Origin of the sequence: Shewanella metallivivens, assembly GCF_028750675.1 — a bacterium.
Classification (GTDB): domain Bacteria; phylum Pseudomonadota; class Gammaproteobacteria; order Enterobacterales; family Shewanellaceae; genus Shewanella; species Shewanella metallivivens.
The window spans coordinates 579,260-603,325 of record NZ_JAQQPZ010000013.1; the positions used below are offsets into that span (position 1 = coordinate 579,260).

The 24,066-nt window shown below is 44.0% G+C and carries 24 protein-coding genes, 1 tRNA gene and 3 rRNA genes; 6 read left to right on the forward strand and 22 right to left on the reverse strand.

The annotated features are described in order from the left end of the window. Positions 1-45: 45 nt before the first annotated feature. The 9 genes from PQR79_RS15165 to PQR79_RS15205 all read right to left on the reverse strand — a co-directional run bounded on the left by PQR79_RS15165 (position 46) and on the right by PQR79_RS15205 (position 11,261). Entirely contained in the window at positions 46-1,320 is a 1,275-nt protein-coding gene (locus tag PQR79_RS15165) for a CinA family nicotinamide mononucleotide deamidase-related protein (protein ID WP_238107811.1), read from the reverse strand. A 374-nt stretch (positions 1,321-1,694) separates the two neighbouring features. Beyond that, a tRNA-Asp gene (locus tag PQR79_RS15170) sits at positions 1,695-1,771 on the reverse strand. Positions 1,772-1,874: 103 nt separating this feature from the next. Continuing rightward, positions 1,875-1,990: ribosomal RNA gene (gene rrf / locus PQR79_RS15175) — 5S ribosomal RNA — on the reverse strand. A gap of 138 nt (positions 1,991-2,128) precedes the next feature. After that, a 23S ribosomal RNA gene (locus PQR79_RS15180) occupies positions 2,129-5,022 on the reverse strand. Positions 5,023-5,571: 549 nt separating this feature from the next. Further along, positions 5,572-7,114: ribosomal RNA gene (locus PQR79_RS15185) — 16S ribosomal RNA — on the reverse strand. Together the 16S, 23S and 5S rRNA genes with 1 tRNA gene alongside form the textbook arrangement of a ribosomal RNA operon. Positions 7,115-7,637: 523 nt before the next feature. Then, the gene (locus tag PQR79_RS15190; protein WP_238107851.1) at positions 7,638-8,219 is read right to left on the reverse strand and encodes a TlpA disulfide reductase family protein; all 582 of its coding nucleotides are present in this window, start codon (positions 8,217-8,219) and stop codon (positions 7,638-7,640) included. A gap of 19 nt (positions 8,220-8,238) precedes the next feature. Continuing rightward, a complete protein-coding gene (nrfF, locus tag PQR79_RS15195) occupies positions 8,239-8,718 on the reverse strand; it encodes a heme lyase NrfEFG subunit NrfF (protein WP_438270824.1) in 480 nt (159 codons plus the stop codon). Further along, a complete protein-coding gene (locus PQR79_RS15200) occupies positions 8,718-9,272 on the reverse strand; it encodes a DsbE family thiol:disulfide interchange protein (protein WP_238107850.1) in 555 nt (184 codons plus the stop codon). Before PQR79_RS15200 ends, nrfF begins: the two co-directional genes overlap by 1 nt. Before the next feature lie 15 nt (positions 9,273-9,287). After that, positions 9,288-11,261: a heme lyase CcmF/NrfE family subunit gene (locus tag PQR79_RS15205; RefSeq protein WP_238107849.1), complete on the reverse strand. Its 1,974-nt coding sequence runs from the start codon at positions 11,259-11,261 to the stop codon at positions 9,288-9,290. Positions 11,262-11,677: 416 nt separating this feature from the next. Between PQR79_RS15205 and ccmI the strand changes: the two genes are divergently transcribed. Next, positions 11,678-12,931: a c-type cytochrome biogenesis protein CcmI gene (ccmI, locus tag PQR79_RS15210; RefSeq protein WP_238107848.1), complete on the forward strand. Its 1,254-nt coding sequence runs from the start codon at positions 11,678-11,680 to the stop codon at positions 12,929-12,931. Between the two features lie 120 nt (positions 12,932-13,051). On the opposite strand, the gene PQR79_RS15215 is transcribed toward ccmI, so the two are convergent. Beyond that, complete coding sequence (locus tag PQR79_RS15215; RefSeq protein ID WP_188923284.1) at positions 13,052-13,345, reverse strand: c-type cytochrome; 294 nt, start codon at positions 13,343-13,345, stop codon at positions 13,052-13,054. 326 nt (positions 13,346-13,671) lie between these two features. Between PQR79_RS15215 and ccmA the strand changes: the two genes are divergently transcribed. The 5 genes from ccmA to ccmE are packed head-to-tail and all read left to right on the forward strand — an operon-like array spanning position 13,672 to position 16,455. Beyond that, positions 13,672-14,322 carry a cytochrome c biogenesis heme-transporting ATPase CcmA gene (gene ccmA / locus PQR79_RS15220; protein WP_238107847.1) on the forward strand — a complete coding sequence of 217 codons (651 nt, stop codon included), beginning with the start codon at positions 13,672-13,674 and terminating at the stop codon, positions 14,320-14,322. A gap of 9 nt (positions 14,323-14,331) precedes the next feature. Continuing rightward, a complete protein-coding gene (ccmB, locus tag PQR79_RS15225) occupies positions 14,332-15,018 on the forward strand; it encodes a heme exporter protein CcmB (RefSeq protein ID WP_238107846.1) in 687 nt (228 codons plus the stop codon). After that, on the forward strand, positions 15,018-15,764 hold the full coding sequence (locus PQR79_RS15230) for a heme ABC transporter permease (RefSeq protein ID WP_238107845.1): 747 nt from the start codon (positions 15,018-15,020) through the stop codon (positions 15,762-15,764). The genes ccmB and PQR79_RS15230 overlap by 1 nt, the downstream gene beginning before the upstream one ends. Beyond that, complete coding sequence (gene ccmD / locus PQR79_RS15235; RefSeq protein WP_188923287.1) at positions 15,764-15,964, forward strand: heme exporter protein CcmD; 201 nt, start codon at positions 15,764-15,766, stop codon at positions 15,962-15,964. Before PQR79_RS15230 ends, ccmD begins: the two co-directional genes overlap by 1 nt. Further along, positions 15,961-16,455: a cytochrome c maturation protein CcmE gene (gene ccmE, locus PQR79_RS15240; RefSeq protein ID WP_238107844.1), complete on the forward strand. Its 495-nt coding sequence runs from the start codon at positions 15,961-15,963 to the stop codon at positions 16,453-16,455. The genes ccmD and ccmE overlap by 4 nt, the downstream gene beginning before the upstream one ends. Before the next feature lie 1,096 nt (positions 16,456-17,551). Here the strand turns inward: ccmE and rplQ are convergent. The 12 genes from rplQ to rplF all read right to left on the reverse strand — a co-directional run bounded on the left by rplQ (position 17,552) and on the right by rplF (position 24,061). Next, a complete protein-coding gene (rplQ, locus tag PQR79_RS15245) occupies positions 17,552-17,947 on the reverse strand; it encodes a 50S ribosomal protein L17 (RefSeq protein ID WP_188922970.1) in 396 nt (131 codons plus the stop codon). A 40-nt stretch (positions 17,948-17,987) separates the two neighbouring features. Continuing rightward, the gene (locus tag PQR79_RS15250; protein ID WP_160056417.1) at positions 17,988-18,977 is read right to left on the reverse strand and encodes a DNA-directed RNA polymerase subunit alpha; all 990 of its coding nucleotides are present in this window, start codon (positions 18,975-18,977) and stop codon (positions 17,988-17,990) included. Between the two features lie 24 nt (positions 18,978-19,001). Next, positions 19,002-19,622: a 30S ribosomal protein S4 gene (gene rpsD / locus PQR79_RS15255; RefSeq protein ID WP_188922980.1), complete on the reverse strand. Its 621-nt coding sequence runs from the start codon at positions 19,620-19,622 to the stop codon at positions 19,002-19,004. Between the two features lie 32 nt (positions 19,623-19,654). Beyond that, positions 19,655-20,047, reverse strand: coding sequence for a 30S ribosomal protein S11 (gene rpsK / locus PQR79_RS15260; RefSeq protein WP_011635661.1), 393 nt, complete (start codon positions 20,045-20,047; stop codon positions 19,655-19,657). Positions 20,048-20,064: 17 nt separating this feature from the next. Continuing rightward, a complete protein-coding gene (gene rpsM, locus PQR79_RS15265) occupies positions 20,065-20,421 on the reverse strand; it encodes a 30S ribosomal protein S13 (RefSeq protein WP_011635660.1) in 357 nt (118 codons plus the stop codon). Positions 20,422-20,538: 117 nt separating this feature from the next. After that, positions 20,539-20,652, reverse strand: coding sequence for a 50S ribosomal protein L36 (gene rpmJ / locus PQR79_RS15270; RefSeq protein ID WP_006083579.1), 114 nt, complete (start codon positions 20,650-20,652; stop codon positions 20,539-20,541). A gap of 23 nt (positions 20,653-20,675) precedes the next feature. Then, a complete protein-coding gene (secY, locus tag PQR79_RS15275) occupies positions 20,676-22,016 on the reverse strand; it encodes a preprotein translocase subunit SecY (protein WP_188922982.1) in 1,341 nt (446 codons plus the stop codon). A 7-nt stretch (positions 22,017-22,023) separates the two neighbouring features. Next, entirely contained in the window at positions 22,024-22,458 is a 435-nt protein-coding gene (gene rplO / locus PQR79_RS15280; protein ID WP_124017684.1) for a 50S ribosomal protein L15, read from the reverse strand. Between the two features lie 4 nt (positions 22,459-22,462). Continuing rightward, positions 22,463-22,645, reverse strand: coding sequence for a 50S ribosomal protein L30 (gene rpmD, locus PQR79_RS15285; RefSeq protein WP_137224586.1), 183 nt, complete (start codon positions 22,643-22,645; stop codon positions 22,463-22,465). A gap of 6 nt (positions 22,646-22,651) precedes the next feature. Further along, entirely contained in the window at positions 22,652-23,155 is a 504-nt protein-coding gene (rpsE, locus tag PQR79_RS15290; RefSeq protein WP_137224583.1) for a 30S ribosomal protein S5, read from the reverse strand. An 11-nt stretch (positions 23,156-23,166) separates the two neighbouring features. Then, entirely contained in the window at positions 23,167-23,517 is a 351-nt protein-coding gene (gene rplR / locus PQR79_RS15295) for a 50S ribosomal protein L18 (protein WP_238107843.1), read from the reverse strand. A 10-nt stretch (positions 23,518-23,527) separates the two neighbouring features. Then, on the reverse strand, positions 23,528-24,061 hold the full coding sequence (rplF, locus tag PQR79_RS15300; RefSeq protein WP_238107842.1) for a 50S ribosomal protein L6: 534 nt from the start codon (positions 24,059-24,061) through the stop codon (positions 23,528-23,530). Positions 24,062-24,066 lie beyond the last annotated feature (5 nt).

Here is a 24,066-nt window from a genome sequence, read left to right on the forward strand (position 1 = left end):
TAGAAATACTGGCAAACATAGAATAGACGGTGATATCCATGAAAGCTATTTTGCGAAGCGCTCTACTGCTGGGTAATCAACAATGACAGCTTCTTCAAGTAAAGCACGGCGTAGCATGTCATATGCAATGGCTGTGCTTAAGCTTCGTACAAGTTGGCGTGAGCGTCTTGGTAATTTAACCATTTGACTGTAAATACCATGTTTGGTTGCAAGCGCAATTGCGACAGTTCCTACGGGCTTTTCATCAGATCCACCATCAGGGCCTGCAATACCACTGGTTGCCAAGGCAAAGTCACTTCCTAGAATATCACGCGCACCTTGAGCCATTGCTTCAACGGTGGCAATAGACACTGCACCATGATCATCAAGGATCTGCGGGTTTACCCCTAACACTTTCACTTTCGACTCATTACTGTATGTCACAAGGCCATGGTGTAAGTATGATGAACTGCCAGGAAAGTCGATTAACTGACTGGTTATCATGCCGCCTGTACATGACTCTGCGACACTTAAACTCAAACCAGACTGATACAAACGATGATGAATTTCTGCTGCTAATGTTGGTCGATTTTCTGCAACAACTGCCGTACCGAGCAATGCTTTTACCTGTTTAGTGACATCTGGTAACTGGCGTATTGCTTTATCGCCGCGAGCGAAAACTTTAATTTCGATGTGTGGCATTGACGAGCGATAGCCTAACTCAATCCCTTCAGGTAAGGCTAATTCAGATAACGTGTCTGCAAGAGATGATTCCCCATGGCCTATCGTTAACAACTTTTCTAACGCTGACTTCTGTTGAACGCCAAACTCTTCGGTAATAAAGGGAATAAACTGTTCTGTAATCATGCGCTTTAATTCAAATGGCACACCAGGTGTAAAAAACAACCATGCATTATTGAGCTTAACTCTAAACCCACAGGCAGTTCCAACAGGGTTATCCACCATCACTGCAGATTCTGGCAACAATGCTTGTTTTAAATTACTTTTAGCCATAAAGCGTCGATTACGGGTAAACCATTCTTCTAAATGTTCACGCCACTGGGTATTTTCAACTAACTCTTCGCCTTTAGCCTTCGCCATAGCTAATGCAGACATATCATCACTGGTAGGCCCCAAACCACCATTAACAATAATCACATCTGCATGCTTACTGCGCTCTTGAAACACTGCAATAAGATCTTCAAGACGATCACCCACAGTTACCCGATGTTGCATCTCAATACCGATTTCCATCAATGTATTAGCAACCCACGCAGCATTGGTATCGATAATCTGACCTGATAATACTTCTTCGCCTGTACAAATCATTTCTAACTTCATTGTTAACCCTTATCCCATGCAATTGGCACTTAACTTAGGGGAGCAATATGAGAATGGCAAGAAAATAGATCGATTTAGTTTAAAATTAACGCTTAATTAAATGAATGGATTACAACAATCCAACATAAATGTGCCATCTTTTAAAATATTTTCAAAACACACATTCAGCTTCATATATTACTTTTAAACTTCAAATACAAAAAAGCCTCGTCATTAGACGAGGCTTCGATGTAATTGGCGTGACAGTTCAACGGCATCATCAATTTTATTGTGACTTATTGAGCAAAAACTACACATCCGCAATATGCAATTTTCCAATCTTGTGAATTTCAGATACAAAAAAGCCTCGTCATTAGACGAGGCCTCGATGTAATTGGCGGAGCGGACGGGACTCGAACCCGCGACCCCCGGCGTGACAGGCCGGTATTCTAACCAACTGAACTACCGCTCCTTTAGCAAGTTGCTTACGCAGGATGCTAAATGCTTTTAAGTCGCTAGTGTGTCAGCACTAGGAGACTTGCTCTTTCGAGCATCTCTTGACGAGATAATTAGGCGTCTGGAAATGACCTACTCTCACATGGGGAGACCCCACACTACCATCGGCGATACTGTGTTTCACTTCTGAGTTCGGAATGGGATCAGGTGGTACCACAGCTCTATGGTTTCCAGACAAAAAATTGTTTATTTAACGCACCAATTCTTCATTAGGCATTAAATAATAATTCGGAAAGCTGATTGTTTGAGTTTCTCTACACTATTTAAGCGCTCTATTCTAATACTAAGTATCAGTAAAACCCATCTGGGTTGTATGGTTAAGCCTCACGAGTCATTAGTACATGTTAGCTCAACGCCTCACAACGCTTACACACCATGCCTATCAACGTCCTAGTCTCGAACGGCTCTTTAGAGGTCTTAAAGACCTAGGGATGACTCATCTTAGGGCTCGCTTCCCGCTTAGATGCTTTCAGCGGTTATCGATTCCGAACGTAGCTACCGGGCAATGCTATTGGCATAACAACCCGAACACCAGCGGTTCGTCCACTCCGGTCCTCTCGTACTAGGAGCAGCTCCCTTCAATCATCCAACGCCCACGGCAGATAGGGACCGAACTGTCTCACGACGTTCTGAACCCAGCTCGCGTACCACTTTAAATGGCGAACAGCCATACCCTTGGGACCGACTTCAGCCCCAGGATGTGATGAGCCGACATCGAGGTGCCAAACACCGCCGTCGATATGAACTCTTGGGCGGTATCAGCCTGTTATCCCCGGAGTACCTTTTATCCGTTGAGCGATGGCCCTTCCATTCAGAACCACCGGATCACTATGACCTACTTTCGTACCTGCTCGACGTGTATGTCTCGCAGTTAAGCTGGCTTATGCCATTGCACTAACCGTACGATGTCCGACCGTACTTAGCCAACCTTCGTGCTCCTCCGTTACTCTTTGGGAGGAGACCGCCCCAGTCAAACTACCCACCAGGCACTGTCCTCAACCCCGATTAGGGGTCAGAGTTAGAACATCAAAACTACAAGGGTGGTATTTCAAGGACGACTCCACACAAACTAGCGTTCATGCTTCAAAGTCTCCCACCTATCCTACACATGTAGGTTCAATGTTCAGTGCCAAGCTATAGTAAAGGTTCACGGGGTCTTTCCGTCTAGCCGCGGGTATACGGCATCTTCACCGCAATTTCAACTTCACTGAGTCTCGGCTGGAGACAGCGTGGCCATCATTACGCCATTCGTGCAGGTCGGAACTTACCCGACAAGGAATTTCGCTACCTTAGGACCGTTATAGTTACGGCCGCCGTTTACCGGGGCTTCGATCATGAGCTTCTCTTGCGATAACCCAATCAATTAACCTTCCGGCACCGGGCAGGCGTCACACCGTATACGTCATCTTGCGATTTTGCACAGTGCTGTGTTTTTGATAAACAGTTGCAGCCACCTGGTATCTGCGACTCCCAGCAGCTTAGAGAGCAAGTCTCATCACCGCCAAGAGCGTACCTTCTCCCGAAGTTACGGTACCATTTTGCCTAGTTCCTTCAGCCGAGTTCTCTCAAGCGCCTTGGTATTCTCTACCCGACCACCTGTGTCGGTTTGGGGTACGATTCCTACTAACCTGAAGCTTAGAAGATTTTCCTGGAAGCATGGCATYAACTACTTCATCACCTTAGTGACTCGTCATCAGCTCTCGGCCTTAAGATTTCCCGGATTTGCCTAAGAAATCAGCCTACCACCTTAAACGCGGACTACCAACGCCGCGCTAGCCTAGCCTTCTCCGTCTCTCCATCGCAGTTAGCAGAAGTACAGAAATATTAATCTGTTTCCCATCGATTACGCCTTTCGGCCTCACCTTAGGGGTCGACTCACCCTGCCCCGATTAACGTTGGACAGGAACCCTTGGTCTTTCGGCGAGGGAGTTTTTCACTCCCTTTATCGTTACTCATGTCAGCATTCGCACTTCTGATACGTCCAGTGTGGGTTACCCCTTCACCTTCAACCGCTTACAGAACGCTCCTCTACCGCGCACACCTAATGGCATGCACCCGTAGCTTCGGTGGTATGTTTAGCCCCGTTACATCTTCCGCGCAGGCCGACTCGACTAGTGAGCTATTACGCTTTCTTTAAATGATGGCTGCTTCTAAGCCAACATCCTAGCTGTCTAAGCCTTCCCACATCGTTTCCCACTTAACATACACTTTGGGACCTTAGCTGACGGTCTGGGTTGTTTCCCTTTTGACGACGGACGTTAGCACCCGCCGTCTGTCTCCCGTATAGCACTCATTGGTATTCGGAGTTTGCAAAGGGTTGGTAAGTCGGGATGACCCCCTAGCCTTAACAGTGCTCTACCCCCAATGGTGTTCGTACGAGGCGCTACCTAAATAGCTTTCGAGGAGAACCAGATATCTCCCGGTTTGATTGGCCTTTCACCCCCAGCCACAAGTCATCCGCTCATTTTTCAACATAAGTCGGTTCGGTCCTCCAGTTGATGTTACTCAACCTTCAACCTGCCCATGGCTAGATCACCGGGTTTCGGGTCTACACCTTGCAACTAAACGCGCAGTTAACACTCGGTTTCCCTACGGCTCCGCTATTCGCTTAACCTCGCTACAAAATGTAAGTCGCTGACCCATTATACAAAAGGTACGCAGTCACGGTCTCAAGAACCGCTCCCACTGCTTGTACGTATACGGTTTCAGGTTCTATTTCACTCCCCTCACAGGGGTTCTTTTCGCCTTTCCCTCACGGTACTGGTTCACTATCGGTCAGTCAGGAGTATTTAGCCTTGGAGGATGGTCCCCCCATATTCAAACAGGATGTCACGTGTCCCGCCTTACTCGTTTTCATCAATGGTTAGTTTTCGTGTACGGGGCTATCACCCTGTGCCGCTGTGCTTTCCAACACATTCCACTAACACCCCACTGACTTAAGGGCTAATCCCCGTTCGCTCGCCGCTACTAGGGGAATCTCGGTTGATTTCTTTTCCTCCGGGTACTTAGATGTTTCAGTTCCCCGGGTTTGCCTCTACACACTATGTATTCATGTGCAGATACTCACTTATGTGAGTGGGTTTCCCCATTCGGACATCGTTAGCTCAAATGCTTGTTACTAGCTCGCCAACGCTTTTCGCAAGTTACTACGTCCTTCATCGCCTCTGACTGCCAAGGCATCCACCGTATACGCTTAGTCACTTAACCATACAACCCAAATGGGTCTTTCTTACGCTTGTTACTCATCTTATTATGCGGCGTGTTCAGTTTCACTCTTCAATCATGTAGCGCTGCTACACTCATTCGTCGTTCAACTTCAAGCCTTGCCTAATAAGCGATTAACTGCGCTCACCCTTTGCCTAAACAAAAGATAAGAAAAACTTGAGTTGCATTGCAACTAGCTGGTTTTTACTTTGATAATTCATGCACTTTCGCACACGAAATCGCCTTAGTTTTTAGAATATTCAAGACACTTAAACAGTGTTTTGAGAACTCAATGTTTGATACGTCACCTAAAATAAAGTGCCGCATCAAACGATTTGTAATTAATCACATGACAGACTCATGCAATTAAATACTATCAGCTTTCCAAATTGTTAAAGAACWACACTTAACCGGCTCGCGGTGTGTTTTCGCTCTACTTCCGAAGAAGTTAACAAGCAATCTGTGTGAACACTCAAGCACATGGATGTGCTGTGTGCAATAAACGCACGGATGCAGTTTATTGCCTACCAAGTATTGAGTTAGTCGTATAGGTAAGGAGGTGATCCAGCCCCAGGTTCCCCTAGGGCTACCTTGTTACGACTTCACCCCAGTCATGAACCACAAAGTGGTGAGCGTTCTCCCGAAGGTTAAACTACCCACTTCTTTTGCAGCCCACTCCCATGGTGTGACGGGCGGTGTGTACAAGGCCCGGGAACGTATTCACCGTAGCATTCTGATCTACGATTACTAGCGATTCCGACTTCATGGAGTCGAGTTGCAGACTCCAATCCGGACTACGACGAGCTTTGTGAGATTAGCTCCACCTCGCGGCTTTGCAACCCTCTGTACTCGCCATTGTAGCACGTGTGTAGCCCTACTCGTAAGGGCCATGATGACTTGACGTCGTCCCCACCTTCCTCCGGTTTATCACCGGCAGTCTCCCTAGAGTTCCCACCATTACGTGCTGGCAAATAAGGATAGGGGTTGCGCTCGTTGCGGGACTTAACCCAACATTTCACAACACGAGCTGACGACAGCCATGCAGCACCTGTCTCACAGTTCCCGAAGGCACAATCGCATCTCTGCAATCTTCTGTGGATGTCAAGAGTAGGTAAGGTTCTTCGCGTTGCATCGAATTAAACCACATGCTCCACCGCTTGTGCGGGCCCCCGTCAATTCATTTGAGTTTTAACCTTGCGGCCGTACTCCCCAGGCGGTCTACTTAATGCGTTAGCTTGAGAGCCCAGTGCTCAAGGCACCAAACTCCGAGTAGACATCGTTTACGGCGTGGACTACCAGGGTATCTAATCCTGTTTGCTCCCCACGCTTTCGTGCATGAGCGTCAGTCTTTGTCCAGGGGGCCGCCTTCGCCACCGGTATTCCTCCAGATCTCTACGCATTTCACCGCTACACCTGGAATTCTACCCCCCTCTACAAGACTCTAGTTCGCCAGTTCCAAATGCAATTCCCAGGTTGAGCCCGGGGATTTCACATCTGGCTTAACAAACCGCCTGCGCACGCTTTACGCCCAGTAATTCCGATTAACGCTCGGACCCTCCGTATTACCGCGGCTGCTGGCACGGAGTTAGCCGGTCCTTCTTCTGTAGGTAACGTCACAGATATTRCGTATTAAGCAATACCCTTTCCTCCCTACTGAAAGTGCTTTACAACCCGAAGGCCTTCTTCACACACGCGGCATGGCTGCATCAGGCTTTCGCCCATTGTGCAATATTCCCCACTGCTGCCTCCCGTAGGAGTCTGGGCCGTGTCTCAGTCCCAGTGTGGCTGATCATCCTCTCAGAACAGCTAGGGATCGTCGCCTTGGTGAGCCATTACCTCACCAACTAGCTAATCCCACCTAGGTTCATCCAATCGCGAAAGGCCCGAAGGTCCCCTCCTTTCCCCCGTAGGGCGTATGCGGTATTAGCAGTCGTTTCCAACTGTTATCCCCCTCGACTGGGCAGATCCCTAGGCATTACTCACCCGTCCGCCGCTCGTCACCTCAGGAGCAAGCTCCCTTGTGTTACCGCTCGACTTGCATGTGTTAGGCCTGCCGCCAGCGTTCAATCTGAGCCATGATCAAACTCTTCAATTAAAGTTTTTTTGTTCGACTACGTCGAACGGCTCAATGAATTCTGATTGCTTATTTCACCAAGGTGAAACAAGTCTTTTGTACATATTGCTATGAACACTCATCGTTGCATTGAGTTTAAATTTTTTGATTGCCTACATTCCGAAGAACAAGAAGACAATTTCGAATAACTCAATACCTGTGAATGTCCACACAGATTTCTTGTTTAGATTGTTAAAGAGCGTTGATGCCGTGTTTCGTGCATCGCCTTGGACGCTAGGTCGTCGGCTTGGGCTGCGTATTCTACGCTTTCCCATCTTCGCGTCAAGTGTTTTTTCAAACTTTCTTTTCGCCGTTGAATCGAGTGTTTTGAAGCACTTAATTCAACCTAACCTGGTGACTGCTTTCGCTGTCTGCCGTGTCAGTGGATGCGCATTATAGGCACCATAAGATTTAGTGCAACCCCTTTTTTAATAAAAAAGGATCGCTTGGCGATCTTTTCACCAAAAACGATCCTTTTAGAGGTTTTTATCTACTTTGTGCTGATTTATTGTGCTTTTTTGCTGCTTTTACTGAACTGCGCTAAAAACGAAATCGCATTTTCGTCATCCCAGTCTATGTATGAACGTACATAGGCCACTAGCTCACCTTGTTCATTTAAAATAAATGTCGCAGGAATTGTGTCGAGTGGAAATACGTCACGCAGTTGTTGTTGCGGGTCAAAGTATGAATCAAATGCAGATAAGCCTAAGTCTGCTAAAAATGGCTTCACTATTTTGTCTGCGTCTGCGTCTATCGATATTGGTAATAAGACATATTGTTCTGAATCTAACGCTTGATTTAAACGATGAAGCGCAGGGAGCTCTCTTACACAAGGTGGACACCACGTTGCCCATAGGTTAATGACAACAACCTTACCTTTATAGCGTTCAAAATTTACCTGTTGTCCACTTGCGTCAGTAAAGTCTACTAAGGCTATTGGAAAAGGTTGCGGTAAAACACTTATCCTTTCGAGTGTTGATTGAGTGGCTTGCTTGCTTTGTGCTTGCATACCAGGATATGCACTCACCATAGTTGCTACGCTTAATAGCAGTAAATTTGATAGCAATATTGCTAGCCACTTTTTCATTGTTACTCCAAACAGTTATTTACTTAGCCTTGTTCTTATTAAGCAATGCGTCTAATTCAGCTTGTTGCTCTGCTGTTAGCGATCCGGCTTCTGTCGGTTGGATACGCTGTTTACGCACAAAGATATATCCGATAAATAATCCGAATATTAATAACCCAAAGGGTCCTAACCACAAAATGTAGGTTTTTGGGTCAAGCTTAGGCTTATACAATACAAAGTCACCGTAGCGGCTTGTCATAAAGTCGATAATTTCTTGCTCTGACTTACCGTTATCAACCATCTTGTAGACTTCAAGACGTAAATCTTGCGCTACAGGTGAATTTGAATCGACTAAGTTTTGGTTTTGGCACTGCGGGCAACGTAATTGATGCGCGAGTGACAATGCCCGCTCTTGATTTTCAACTGATTTAAATTCGTAGGTATCTACTGGAGTTGCCATAACCGATACTGCAAAAAGTGCAAAGGCTAAGCAGATTACCCATTTAGCTATCATGTTCATTAAGATGCTCCGTCAGCTTTAGCTTCAGTTTGCAATTGTTGGATCATAGGAAACAATGTTTGTGACCACACCGTTTGGTCGATAGGACCTGCATATCGGTAACGGATAATACCATTGTGATCAACAATAAAAGTTTCAGGAGCGCCATATACACCAAGGTCTAGCCCTAAACGGCCATCTTTATCGAATATGTTGAGTGTATATGGGTCGCCTTGGTTGCGAAGTTCTTTTATCGCTAATGCACGTTCATCTCGGTAATTGATGCCATATATAGGTAACAGATTACGCTTAGATAGCATCAGCAAATACGGATGTTCATATTTACATGCCGGACACCATGTCGCCCAAAAGTTAAGCATTGAGACTTTACCGCTGAGATCTTTCTCAGACAGTACATCAGTCGCCACTTCTAAACGCTCGAGTTGGAAAGCCGGTAAAGGCTTTCCTTCTAATGCAGAGTCGAGCACTTTAGGGTTTAAAAATAATCCTTTATATAAGAACACGCCCATACCCAAGAAAATAACTAAAGGTATAAACAGTACAAACTTCTTCATAGTGTCTCCGAGTGATTAAGCTGTCGCTAATTTTGCTTTTTCTGCTGCTTGCTGCTTAGCCACCTGTTTTACACGGTAACGTTTATCTGATGCAGCAAGGAAACCACCAATCATCATAAAGATTGATCCAAACCATAACCAACGAACGAACGGCTTGTAGTTAAGACGAACAGCAAACTCAGTTAAGCTAATTGGATCACCCATCGTGACATATAAGTCACGAAATAAACCCCAATCGATACCCGCTTCGGTCATGTCCATGGTGCGCACATTATATTGTCTGCGATCAGGTTTTAATAAAGTGATGAACTCATCATCTTTGTAAATTTCTATCTGACCTTGTTGAGCAGTATAATTAGGACCCACTACGTTTTTGGTTTCTAAATACTTAAAGGTATAACCCGCTAACTCTTGTGAGATACCAGGCCCCATACGCACACTCTTCTCGATTGAGTAATTAGATACCATAGTGCCACCCAGTACTGACACAGCAATACCAAAGTGAGCAATCATCATACCTAATTGACTACGTCCCATTCTGCTCAGGCTAATACCACCTTCTTTTCGGCTTACAATATTATAGCCAGCACGAAGTGTTGATAACATAATCCAAGCGGTTGCAGTGACACCTGCCATAACCCAAGCATTGAACTCGCCACCTGCAACAAACGGCACTATTGCACCTATGACTAATGAAATAATTGCTGGTACTAATAACTGACGTTTAATCTCACCCGCTTTAGATTTTTTCCAGCGAATGATTGGACCAATACCCATAAAGCCGAATAACACAAGGACAATAGGAACGAATACAGCATTAAAATATGGAGGTCCAACTGATATTTTACCCATACCTAACGCATCGATTAGCAATGGATATAATGTGCCTAATAACACTGTACCTGCAGCAACGGTTAGTAACACGTTACAGATAAGCAGCATGGTTTCTTTTGATTTGAGCTCAAAACGCGCAGGGCTACTCATTTCACTGGCACGGAAGGCAAACAGCGTTAACGACCCACCGACCGCAAGACCTAGCAATAGTAAGATAAACAAACCACGACTTGGATCGGCAGCAAATGAATGCACTGATGTTAGTACCCCAGAACGAACAATAAAGGTACCTAGCAGACTTAATGAAAATGCAAAGATTGAAAGCAATACGGTCCAGTTACGGAATGCGCCGCGCTTTTCGGTCACAATCAGTGAATGTAATAATGCAGTGCCCACTAACCATGGCATAAATGATGCGTTTTCAACTGGGTCCCAGAACCACCAGCCGCCCCAGCCTAATTCGTAATATGCCCACCAAGAACCCAGTGAAATACCACCGGTTAAGAAAATCCAAGCAGCAAGTGTCCATGGGCGACTCCAGCGTGCCCATGCAGAGTCAAGTCTGCCACTCATTAACGCAGCAATCGCAAAGGCAAAACAAACAGAAAAGCCTACATAGCCCAAATACAACATTGGAGGGTGGAAGATAAGCCCGACATCTTGCAACATTGGATTTAAATCTCGCCCTTCCATTGGTACCGGAAATAACCGTTCGAATGGGCTAGAAGTTAAAATCATGAATAAGGTAAAGCCAACAACAATCATCGCAAGAACGGATAACACCCTTGCGGTAAAGACTTCTTCTAAGCCTTTACTAAATATTGCCACTGACATTGCCCACACAGAGAGTGCAAATACCCAAAACAATAATGACCCTTCATGGCCACCCCAAACAGCTGCAATTTTGAAGAAAATTGGCAGTTGCGAGTTTGAGTGATGCGCTACGTATGCGACGGAGAAGTCATCGGTAGCAAAGCTGTAGCCTAAGGTAATAACAGATAGACTGATGAAAAAAAACATTCCGTATGTCAGTGGCCAAGCATAACGAACAAGATACTGGTCTTTACGTGCGGAACCAAATAAAGGCACGCTAGCTAACAGTAAGGCAAAAGCCAAACCGAGAATTAGCGAGAAATGTCCAAGTTCTGGAATCATGGGTATTCCTTAGTCTAAATAATTAAGCGGATCTGAAACAAACAAACCACGGCACGATCAATCAATGCATTGAAACTAATATACGCACATTAGCTTAAACGAATTTTAACGCATTTTAGAACTTGCTATTACATCTGTCTGCCCTTTTCGTACAAAACTGGGTCGCTAGTCTCATTATGAACATCTAATACATCAAAATGATTACCTAGGTTCGGCATCTGACACAAGTAGGAATATAAAGTTTCATACTATTTAACAAACCCATTCAATCTGTGAACCAGTACGCAACTCTCAGGATTTAGATTCATATCTTCCTTATATTACTATTCAATTAATAATCTTTCCGTATAATCAACGTTTCAAGCACTGCGGTAAACACCGCTTCTTCTGTTAACCTAAAAGTGAATATTTAAACAATGACCACATTTTGGATTTTTATTGCGCTTGTCGTACTCATCGGCCTAATCATGATTTGGGTCCCTCACTTTCGCCAACAACAGCTATTAAAAGCAGAAGAAGCTGGCGTTCGTAAACAAACTAACCTCGAGCTTTTTGGTGAGCGGTTAGCAATACTCGAAAAAGAGTTACAAGATGAGTTACTCGATCAAGCCGAGTTTGATGCACTCAAGAAAGAATTAGAAATCAACCTTCTGCAAGATATGAAACAAGAAGGTGATGACTCACTAGATGCAGCGATTAAGCCTAAAAGCGCATTGTGGCCTGCATTTATGACAATTTGCTTATTAGCCATTTCAGGTTACTTCTACCAGCAACTGGGCGCGTATAATGAAATTGCCAATCCGCCACAAGCAAATAATCCGCATCAAGGTATGGACCCTGCACAAATCATGTCACAGCGTGTGCAAATGATGGAAGCTCAAGTCCAGGCCGAACCAGACAATAGCCAAGCTTGGTTTAGCTTAGGCCATGCATACGTGTCTGCAAATAAATACGACCAAGCAGCTGCAGCCTTCGATAAGGTAATGGAATTAGTGGGCACGCATGCTGAATTACTCGGCCCAAAAGCAACAGCGCTTTATTATAAAGCAGGCCAACAAATCACTCCTGAAATTCAAGCGATTATTGACCAGTCGCTTTCGTTAGATCCACAAGATCCTTCAACGTTGTTATTAGTCGGTATGGATGCATTTTTTACTGCAGATTACACTAAAGCCATTGATGCTTGGCAAATGATTTTAGACAGTGACCGCAATGATGTTGACCGTACCGCATTAATGAATGCGATTGAATCAGCTAAAATGCGCATGGGTGACAACACTAATACAATGCCGAATGATGCTAACCATAAAGGTATGGCGACAGCCAATGCCAACACACTTGCCATTGAAGTGTCCATATCAAATGAACTTGCCGACAAAGTCAGCGACACGGATATCGTATTTATCTTTGCTCGTGCAACTCAAGGACCCAAAGTGCCGTTAGCTGCAACAAAAATTAACGCTGCAAACCTACCAGCAACGATTACTTTAGATGACAGCACTTCAATGGGCGGCGATATGAAACTTAGCTCAGTAAAAGAAGTGGAAGTAATTGCGGTTCTATCTAAAAACGGCAGTGTAAAACCACAAACGGGTGATCTGAAAGGCAGTATTGACGCTATTGCGGTTGGTGGCAACGCCAAGCTAACGTTAGATACCTTAGTACAATAAGCACTAACCTACCATTGCCATACATAGAGAAAAATTCGACGTGTATGGTAATGTATAAATCAGAAACAAACTCGCATAAAAAAACCGGCTATTAAGCCGGTTTTTGGTTTAGTCGAAAAATTACTTAGACATAAACTCGATAGCGTTTTTGTAATCTTCGTCAGTACAGTCTGTACACATACCACCTGGTGGCATTGCATTTAAACCAGACTTAACTGAACCAACTAAGGTATCTAAACCTTTAGCTAGACGTGGTTCCCAAGCGGCAGCATCATGAACTTTAGGCGCACCGGCCACTCCCATGCTGTGACAAACTTGACACGCTTTATTGTAAATAGCTTCACCTTCTTGAGCAAACACATTCGCAGACAAAGTTAATGCAGCTACTGCAGTCATTGCTAACAATTTTTTCATGTTCAACGTTCCTAATTGCAAATATACAAAGCTTAACGCTGCCCTTTGATTTAGAAGGCAGACTCTTTTTAGCACGAGTAGGTTACTACAAATAGCAAAAAAACTCATCTTTTTGTGATAACTATCTCAGCTTAGTCTCTAAATCAAGACAATTTGTTCAGTTCAGGTAATATATTAGTAATCATTAAAAAAGTTCAAACAATTTTAAGTTTTTTGGAACCATATCAAATTGCTAGCACTTAGTCAGTGACAAAGCTAAACCGATAAATCCGTTTGTGTTAATATCTTTTTCGTATTCATCCTCACGCGTAGAACAAGAGGGATAAGTGACCATAACAACCCCATCACAAGTACTATTAAGTGCCAATGAGTTAACCTGCATCCGCGAAGAGCGTATTCTATTTGATGAGCTCAGCTTTAATATTAATGCTGGTGATATCGTTCAAATTGAAGGTCCCAATGGCGCAGGTAAAACCAGCTTACTACGCATCATTGCCGGTCTGTCTCGCCCATATGCGGGAGAGGTCGAGTACCTCGGCGAAAATATCACTCGTTGTCGTGATGAATTTAACCACGACTTACTCTATTTTGGACACCTTGCTGGAGTAAAAAGTGAACTGACTGCCGAAGAAAATCTTAACTTCAATTTAAGAATAAGTGGCTATGATGACTTTGATACAACGAAGTTATTGGCCAAAGTTAACTTAACTGGATTTGAAGAAGCTCTCGCGGGACATTTATCTGCTGGCCAACATCGACGAACCGCACTAGCAAGATTACAGCATACTGATTGTAAGATATGGATTTTAGATGAACCATTTACTGCTATTGATAAAAAAGGTGTAGAAGAGTTGGAGCACTTATTTATAGCACATGCTCAATCTGGTGGTTGCGTGATCTTAACGACACACCAGGATATGAGCATCATCAATAACGATATTTTACGAAAAGTCACTCTTGACTATCGCTTTGTATAAGGTATTTGAATGAAACGAGGAATAAGCTACACCGCAGCATTCATGACGCTTTTGCAACGAGATTTAAGAATTGCGATTCGTCATCGTGGTGATATTTTCAACCCATTATTGTTTTTTATATTAGTTGTAACTTTGTTCCCTTTGGGAATAGGACCCGAGCCACAAGTGCTTACAAGAGTTGCACCAGGGATTATTTGGGTCGCGGCCCTATTGGCCTCAATGCTGTCACTTGAGCGATTATTTAAAGCGGATTTTAGTGACGGCACTCTCGAACAAATGCTATTAAGTCCGCAACCTTTATCTTTATTGGTTTTAGCAAAAGTTTTAGCCCATTGGATTTTAACTGGCGTACCGCTTATTTTAGTCGCCCCGTTGTTAGCGGTATTGTTACATTTAGACAGCAATAGTTATGGTGCGCTAATGGCTACACTGGCTTTGGGCACACCTGTTTTATCTCTATTGGGCGCGATTGGGGTCGCATTAACAGTAGGATTAAGGAAAGGCGGCGTGCTACTCAGCTTACTGATTTTGCCTTTGTATATACCGGTTTTGATTTTTGCAACCAGCGCAATTGACGCTGCTGGTTTGAATTTAGCTTATGATGGTCAACTTGCAATACTAGCGGCAATGTTGGTCGGTTCTTTAATCTTGGCACCTTTTGCTATTGGCGCCTCCCTACGTGTGAGTACAAACTAATGTGGAAATGGCTACATTCTTACGCAGACCCTGAACGGGCATATAAATTATCAGGCACTTTATTGCCATGGTTTTCTATATTAGCAATATTACTTGTTGGTACCGGCAGTATTTGGGGATTGTTATTTGCTCCAACAGATTACCAACAAGGTGACAGTTATCGCATTATCTTTATTCATGTACCTGCAGCATCTATGTCTATGGCAGCCTATATGGGCATGGCAGTCGCTTCATTTATTGGTTTAGTGTGGCAAATTAAATCTGCTGACTGGGCCGCTGCTGCAATTGCCCCTATTGGAGCTGTCATTACCTTTATTGCATTACTCACTGGTGCTGCATGGGGTAAACCTATGTGGGGAACATGGTGGGTATGGGATGCACGCTTAACATCTGAACTTGTATTGCTGTTTTTATATTTAGGTGTTATTTCTCTATACGCCTCATTTGAAGACAAAGTATTGGCCGCGAGAGCCGCAGGCATTTTGGCCATTGTTGGTGTCATAAATATTCCGATTATCAAGTATTCGGTAGATTGGTGGAGTAGCTTACATCAACCTTCTACAATCAAAATCACCGAAAAATCAACCATGTCTACAGATATGCTTTATCCATTACTGATTAATATTTTCGGCTTTGGCATGATGATAGGTGCCATCACTTTAATCCGCTATCGTGCAGAGATATTGGCGCGTAATGGCATGCGCCCATGGGTAAGAGAACTCGCAAAAGCTGAGGAGGCAAAATAATGCAATTTGAATCGTTTGCTGAATTTATCAATATGGGTGGCTACGGATTTTATGTGTGGTTATCCTATGGTGTAACCTTTGGTTGTTTAGCCACTTTAATTACTCTAAGTGTTAGAAAGAAACGCAAAGTACTTATTGAAATAGCTAAAAAGATGACGCGTGAACAACGCCTTAAAGAAAATAGAGGTACAAAATCGTGAATCCAAGACGTAAAAAGAGACTAACATTAGCAGTCGCACTAATTGCGGGTGTAGCAGCAGTTGCGTCACTATTACTGTATGCACTTAATTCAAACTTAAACTTATTCTATACACCATACGAAATTGTACATGGTAAAGCGGATACAGGTGTAAAACCCGAAGTCGGACAACGCATACGTGTGGGCGGTATGGTAACGATGGGCTCAATGAAACGCGACCCCAACAGCCTCCATGTTGAATTTGCGGTTCACGATTCTGCTGGCGGTGAGGTAATGGTGACTTTTGATGATTTATTACCCGATCTATTTCGCGAAGGGCAAGGCATCGTAGCGCAGGGCGTATTAGTTGAGTCAGGCAAATTGGAAGCTACAGAAGTATTAGCAAAGCATGATGAAAACTATATGCCACCTGAAGTAGCTGAAGCGATGGGTCAAAAACATGAAAAACTAGATTATCCAGAGCAAAAGCCATCTGAAGGCTACCAGTATTAAGCATCTGAATTAAAGCTTATTTAAAGAATTGATAACATAAAATGCCAATCAATTGATTGGCATTTTTATATGCCTATTCTAGACCGCTAAACTCTATACGCGGTATTAATTAATCAACAATAATCAAATAAGTCACATTGATATTGCATATGGCACAAAATTAACCGCTCTAAGTAATCTTATAACGCTTCTAAGCAATTGCTGAATCTCATAAACAACCGCCCCTACAGGTTGACCCATACAAAAACTACAACATCACGCCGCTATACAAGTTGCATGAAGGTCAATAAAAAGTGATCTATAGTGTTTCTGTATGGCGTTGAAGCACATAGGTTTTGAGGCCAAGCATATCGTTAGTAACGACATAAAATGATGTTCAATTCAATGATTCCACAAGCAAGGTAAGCAGCATTGCCAATACTTAAATAGAAAGTCAGACTGTATAAGCTATCAGACTTACAACTCATTAGGCCACACACTGCTTAAAAAACAGCTTGATACTGGTATTGGTTAATCTGTGTAAATTATTGCCCCTATATAAGTGGGTATAAAATATTCATGCTTTAGCAGGAACGACAATTTAACTAACGACTATATAATAATCAATTCAGATTGGCTGAGTGGGGTCTTGGGTCTTGAAATAACAAAACATATTTAAGAACATGATTATACTGGCCATCAACAATGCATATATAAGGGCGACAACTAGATGCTGCAGGGGAATAACGACAGCATAAGCACTCTATTGAAGGTGGCAATGCGTTAATTTGTATGGAAAGGATAAACCGTGTTTAACATTTTAATAGGTTTAACAAAGCATGAAGTCATTTAAAGAAACGCGTGGACGAGTCAGAAGAGGATTGAACGTCATAGTGCGAAGATGAGAAGTCGTAACCATAACGGCATCCTTCAACCGTTAACTAAAGCAAACGCAACCTTTAATTATGCTAATTGGATACGCATTACAACCACTGAGTTAATCTTAGACAAAACATTAATCAATCACAAATAGCCACATGTAATAGCTTGTTGATACAACGAAAAAAGACATAAAAAAACCGAGCCTAAGCTCGGTTTTTAATTGAGTAATTAAAAATTACTCAGCAGCTTCAACTTCAACAGCTTCAGCAGCTTCAGGGCGACCTACTAACTCGATGAAAGCCATTGGGGCTTTATCACCGGTACGTAAACCACACTTAAGAATACGGGTGTAACCACCAGGACGTTCCTGGAAGCGTGGACCCAATTCAGTAAATAACTTACCTACGACTTCAGCGTCGCGAGTACGAGCGAAAGCTAAGCGGCGATTTGCAACGCTGTCAACTTTAGCAAGTGTTATTAGAGGTTCAACTACGCGACGCAGTTCTTTCGCTTTAACAACAGTTGTCTTGATAATTTCATGACGAACTATTGAACATGCCATGTTACGGAACATAGCTTGACGATGACTGCTGTTGCGGTTTAGTTGACGACCACTCTTACGATGGCGCATGACCTAATCCTTATAACCTAAATCTGTACTAACCTGAGACTTATAGGTCGTCTGCTAAACTAGCTGGAGGCCAGTTTTCAAGACGCATACCTAACGACAGTCCGCGAGACGCTAAAACATCCTTAATTTCAGTAAGAGATTTCTTACCTAAGTTAGGGGTCTTAAGCAACTCAACTTCAGTGCGTTGTACCAGATCTCCGATGTAATGAATCGCTTCGGCTTTTAAACAGTTAGCCGAACGTACAGTTAGCTCTAAATCGTCGACAGGACGCAGCAAAATCGGATCGAATTCCGGTTTCTCTTCTACGACAGCCTGCTCAGTAACATCTCGTAGTTCAACAAACGCATCTAGCTGTTCGGCTAAAATGGTTGCAGAGCGACGAATTGCTTCCTCAGGATCAATAGTACCGTTAGTGGTCATATCAATCACAAGTTTATCTAAGTCAGTACGCTGTTCTACACGAGCGGCTTCAACATTATATGCAATGCGGGCAACAGGTGAAAAAGAAGCATCAACCAACAAGCGACCAATTGGGCGATCATCGTCTTCGGTTTGTGCACGAGCCGAAGCAGGCACATAACCACGACCACGCTCAACGCGGATACGCATGCTGATATCATTATTACCAGTCAAGTGACAGATAACATGATCAGGATTCATAATGGTAACATCACCATCATGCGTGATATCTGCTGCTGTAACAGGGCCTGTGCCGGACTTGCTTAATGTAAGCAAAGCCTCGTCTTTACCCTCGATTGTCACTGCTAATCCCTTAAGATTTAGCAATATCTCAAGGATATCTTCTTGTACGCCTTCCTTACTGCTGTACTCATGCAGTACGCCGTCAATTTCGACTTCAGTAACTGCACAGCCTGGCATAGACGACAATAGGATGCGACGCAACGCGTTACCTAAGGTATGGCCAAAACCACGTTCGAGTGGCTCTAGTGTAACTTTGGCGCGAGTTGAATTAACCTGCTCAATATCAACGAGACGCGGTTTAAGAAATTCTGTAACAGAACCCTGCATTGTGTCCTCTCTTGTTTGTTAGCTTTACTTAGAGTAAAGCTCGACGATCAGCTGTTCGTTAATATCCGCAGACAAATCGCTACGTTCTGGAATACGCTTAAAAGCACCTTCCATTTTCGCACTGTCGACTTCTACCCATGTAGGCTTTTCGCGTTGACCAGCCACTTCTAAAGCCGCTTTAATACGAGCTTGAGTGCGTGACTTTTCACGGATGCTTACAACATCATTCGCAGACACTTTGAATGACGGAATGTTAACAACACGACCGTTAACCATAACTGATTTATGGCTTACTAGCTGACGTGATTCTGCACGTGTTGCACCGAAACCCATACGATAAACAACGTTATCTAGGCGGATTTCTAAAAGTTGTAATAGGTTTTCACCGGTATTACCTTTTAGACGTGCAGCTTCTTTGTAGTAGTTACGGAATTGTTTTTCTAAAACACCGTAAATACGACGAACTTTTTGTTTCTCGCGTAATTGTAAACCGTACTCAGATAAACGTGGCTTACGAGCGCCATGTTGACCTGGTGCAGCTTCAAGCTTACACTTCGAATCGATTGCTCTCACACCGCTTTTTAGGAAAAGGTCTGTACCTTCTCTGCGGCTGAGCTTGAGCTTAGGACCCAAGTATCTTGCCATGATCTTTCTCCAACTATCCTATATACGCAGCGTTATACACGACGTTTTTTAGGTGGACGACAGCCATTATGAGGGATAGGCGTCACATCGGTAATGTTGGTAATTTTATAACCAACAGCGTTCAGCGCACGAATGGCTGACTCACGACCTGGACCAGGACCCTTCACGAAAACTTCAAGGTTTTTAACACCGTAGTCTTGAGCAGCAATACCTGCACGCTCAGCAGCAACCTGTGCAGCGAATGGTGTTGATTTACGTGAACCACGGAAACCAGAACCACCTGAGGTAGCCCATGACAACGCATTACCTTGACGATCTGTAATGGTGACAATTGTGTTGTTGAAAGACGCATGGATATGAGCCATGCCATCTGCAACCTGTTTACGTACGCGCTTACGCGGAGAACGTGACGGAACTTTAGCCATTTTGGTTTACCTTCCCGTTACTTTCTAATTGGTTTACGTGGACCTTTACGCGTACGCGCATTGGTCTTAGTACGTTGCCCACGAAGAGGCAGGCTACGACGATGGCGGAGACCACGATAACAGCCAAGGTCCATAAGACGCTTGATGTTCATTGAAATCTCACGACGCAAGTCACCTTCTACGGTGTATTTGGCGACTTCTTCGCGTAGGATATCTATTTGAGCTTCGCTCAATTCCTTGATCTTAGCGTCTTCAGCAATTGACGTAGATGCGCAGATTGCTCTAGCGCGTGTACGACCAATACCAAAGATTGCAGTCAATGCAATGACTGTATGCTTTTGATCAGGAATGTTAATGCCAGCGATACGGGCCACTATGCACTCCTTAAAGTTAAAGGCCATCTGCGAAAAGCCCGAAAGGATACTCGACAGACGACAGATTTGCAAACAATATTTTTGGTCAGCCCATTATTGAGCTGACCAAACTTCTTTCTAGCCTTGACGCTGTTTGTGTTTTGGTTCAACACAGATAACGCGCACAACGCCACTACGCTTGACGATCTTGCAATTACGGCAGATCTTCTTCACGGAAGCTCGAACTTTCATTTCATCACTCCGTCAAAGTAATCTTATTTACCAAAGCGATCTAAATTCGCTTTGTTCACAAGATTAGCTTTCTTCATCACAGACTCATACTGATGAGACATCATATGGGTCTGAACCTGAGCCATGAAGTCCATGATTACGACTACAATAATTAGTAGTGAAGTACCGCCAAAATAGAACTGTACTTTCCACGCAATTAACATGAACTCCGGAATTAAGCAGATAAAGGTAATGTATAACGCACCCGCTAAGGTTAAACGTGTCATTACTTTATCTATGTAACGCGAAGTCTGTTCTCCGGGACGGATCCCAGGAATGAATGCACCACTCTTTTTCAAGTTATCTGCTGTTTCGCGTGGATTGAAAACCAACGCAGTGTAGAAGAAACAGAAAAAGATGATTGCTGTCGCGTACAATAATGAATACAGCGGTTGTCCTGGTGACACAGCTAAGGCGAAATCGCTTAACCATGACATAGACTCATTTTGACCAAACCACTGAGCCAGTGTGCCTGGGAACAAAATAATGCTGGATGCAAAAATTGGTGGAATCACACCTGCCATGTTCACTTTTAATGGTAAGTGGGTGCTTTGCGCTGCAAAAACCTTACGGCCTTGCTGACGCTTAGCGTAGTTAACGACGATACGACGTTGACCACGTTCCACAAATACCACTAAATATGTTACGGCAAATACAATAACCGCGAGCAACAGTAGTACCAATACATTCATGTCACCTTGACGCGCCTGCTCGGCTGTAGAGCCGATGGCCGATGGTAAACCAGCAACAATACCTGCGAAAATTAATATCGAGATACCATTACCTATACCACGTTCGGTAATTTGTTCACCTAGCCACATAAGGAACATCGTTCCTGTCACTAAGCTAACAACAGCAACAAAGTAAAATCCAAACCCAGGATTGGCCACAAGACCAGGCATGAGATTTGGTAAACCTGTTGCGATACCGATAGACTGCAATGTACCCAACACAAGTGTACCGTATCTAGTATATTGACTTATTTTTTTACGCCCTGACTCGCCTTCTTTTTTCAATTCAGCAAGTGCAGGATGCACAACAGTCAATAATTGCATGATAATCGAAGCCGAAATGTACGGCATGATACCTAATGCAAAGATAGAAGCACGCTCTAAAGCACCACCCGAGAACATGTTAAACATGCCAAGGATGGTATCTTTTTGCTGGGCAAATAGTTCTGCCAATACAGCTGCGTCAATACCAGGAATTGGCACAAACGAACCGGCTCTAAAGACGATAATTGCACCAATCACGAACAGGAGACGAGTTTTCAGTTCAGATAAACCGCCTTTCGCGCTTTTTAAATCAAGTCCTGGTTTTGCCATCGACGTATTATTCCTCGATCTTGCCACCGGCAGCTTCAATAGCTGCACGAGCACCTTTGGTTACCTTCAGACCTTTTACAGTCACTGGGCGGTCAATGGTACCTGAAAGAACGATTTTCGCAAACTGGATGTTGCGAGTAATAACGTTCGCATCTTTCAGTGCATTCAAATCGACAACATCACCGTTAACTTTTGCTAGTTCGAGTACACGAACTTCAGCTGTTACCAAAGCGCGACGCGAGGTAAAACCAAACTTAGGTAGACGGATCTTAAGTGGCATTTGACCACCTTCGAAGCCGACGCGAACGCCGCCGCCTGAACGAGACTTCTGACCTTTATGGCCACGACCCGCTGTTTTACCTAAACCTGAACCAATACCACGGCCTACACGCTTAGGAGCAGATTTAGAACCTGCTGCTGGAGATAGAGTATTTAGACGCATTATCTTATTCCTCCACCGAAACCATGTAGTACACCTTATTGATCATGCCACGTACAGAAGGAGTATCTTCAACTTCTACAGTGTGACCAATACGACGCAGACCTAAACCGGTTAGGGTTGCACGGTGTTTTGGTAAACGACCGATGCTGCTTTTAGTCTGTGTTACTTTTAAAGTTTTAGTAGCCATGGTGCATTACCCCCGAATTTCATCAACATTCAGGCCACGTTTTGCTGCGATTTGAGCTGGTGACTTCATGTGCACCAACGCATCGACAGTTGCGCGAACGATGTTGATCGGGTTAGTAGAACCGTATGCTTTTGACAGAACGTTATGCACGCCTGCAACTTCTAATACGGCACGCATTGCGCCACCGGCAATAATACCGGTACCCTCTGATGCTGGTTGCATATAAACTTTTGAACCAGTATGGCGACCTTTAACTGGGTGATGCAAAGTACCTGCATTCAACTCCACGGTTACCATATTACGACGGGCTTTTTCCATTGCTTTTTGAATAGCAGCTGGAACTTCACGCGCTTTACCATAGCCATAGCCGATCTTACCGTTACCATCACCCACTACTGTTAGTGCTGTGAAGCTAAAGATACGACCGCCCTTAACTACTTTAGAAACACGATTAACTGCAATCAATTTTTCTTGCAGATCGTCTTTTTGCTGAGCTTCTAATTTAGCCATTTTATAACCCCTTAGAACTTCAGGCCAGCTTCACGAGCGGCGTCTGCTAATGCAGCTACACGTCCGTGATACTTGAAACCAGAACGGTCGAACGCAACAATTGCTACGCCCTTTTCGATCGCACGCTCAGCAACAGCTTTACCTACTGCTTTAGCCGCATCTACGTTACCGGTACTCTTTAGTTGCTCTTTAACTGCTTTTTCAACAGTTGATGCAGCAGCTAACACCTGAGCTTCAGGACTGATCACCTGAGCATAAATGTGACGCGGTGTACGATGTACAACCAGACGATTCACGCCTAGCTCTTGGATCTTCTTACGTGCACGCAACGCGCGACGTAAGCGAGATGTTTTCTTATCCATATCGCGTTACCTACTTCTTCTTAGCCTCTTTACGGCGTACAACTTCATCGTCATAGCGAACACCTTTGCCTTTGTAAGGCTCTGGTGGACGGTAACCACGAATGTTGGCTGCTGTCTGACCTACTAACTGCTTATCAACGCCGGTTAGGACGATTTCAGTTTGGCTAGGACATTCGGCAGTAACGCCTGCGGGTAGTTTGTGTACTAACGGATGTGAGAAACCTAAAGTTAAGTCTAAGTCACTACCAGCAATCTTTGCACGGTAACCTACACCAACTAATTTAAGTTTTTTCACAAAACCTTGAGAAACACCAAACACCATGTTGTTTACTAATGCACGTGCAGTACCAGCCTGTGCCCAAGCGTCAACAACGCCTTCAACAGGTAGGAACTTAATTTGTGCATCTTCAATAACAACATTAACCGCATTGTTGATTACTCGAGTCAGACTTCCTTTACCGCCTTTGACGGTTAAAGTCTGTTCGTTTTTAGTCACCTCTACGCCAGCAGGGATAGTGACTGGTGCCTTTGCAACACGAGACATTACTA